Consider the following 602-nt stretch of genomic DNA (forward strand, 5'->3'; position numbering starts at 1 on the left):
TTGCCGGTGATCATCGGCAGGTTCAGGCCCTGCTCCTTGGCGCAGTCGATGGCGATCTGGTAACCGGCATCGGCATGGCGCATCACGCCGGTGCCTGGGTCGTTGGTCAGCACGCGGGCGATACGCGCAGCAGCTTCGTCGGTGCCGTCACAGACGATCACCATGCCGGAGTGCTGGGAGAAGCCCATGCCTACGCCGCCGCCGTGGTGCAGCGAAACCCAGGTCGCGCCGCCCGCGGTGTTCAGCAGGGCGTTGAGCAGCGGCCAGTCGGACACGGCATCGGAGCCGTCCTGCATGGCTTCGGTCTCGCGGTTCGGGCTGGAGACCGAGCCGGAGTCCAGGTGGTCGCGGCCGATGACGATCGGCGCGGACAGCTCGCCGCTGCGGACCATCTCGTTGAACGCCAGGCCCAGCTTGGCGCGCAGGCCCAGGCCGACCCAGCAGATACGTGCCGGCAGTCCCTGGAAGCTGATGCGCTCGCGGGCCATGTCCAGCCAGCGGTGCAGGTGGGCGTCGTCCGGGATCAGTTCCTTGACCTTGGCGTCGGTCTTGTAGATGTCCTGCGGATCACCGGACAGCGCAGCCCAGCGGAACGGGCCGAT

Annotated in this window: 1 pseudogene; it reads right to left on the reverse strand. The window is 68.3% G+C overall.

The features are described from left to right. Window positions 1-602: pseudogene (locus tag ACNFBT_RS27175) on the reverse strand (urocanate hydratase); the annotation flags it as partial.

This window comes from Pseudomonas sp. NY15181 (assembly GCF_048068055.1).
In the GTDB taxonomy this organism is placed as follows: Bacteria; Pseudomonadota; Gammaproteobacteria; order Pseudomonadales; family Pseudomonadaceae; genus Pseudomonas.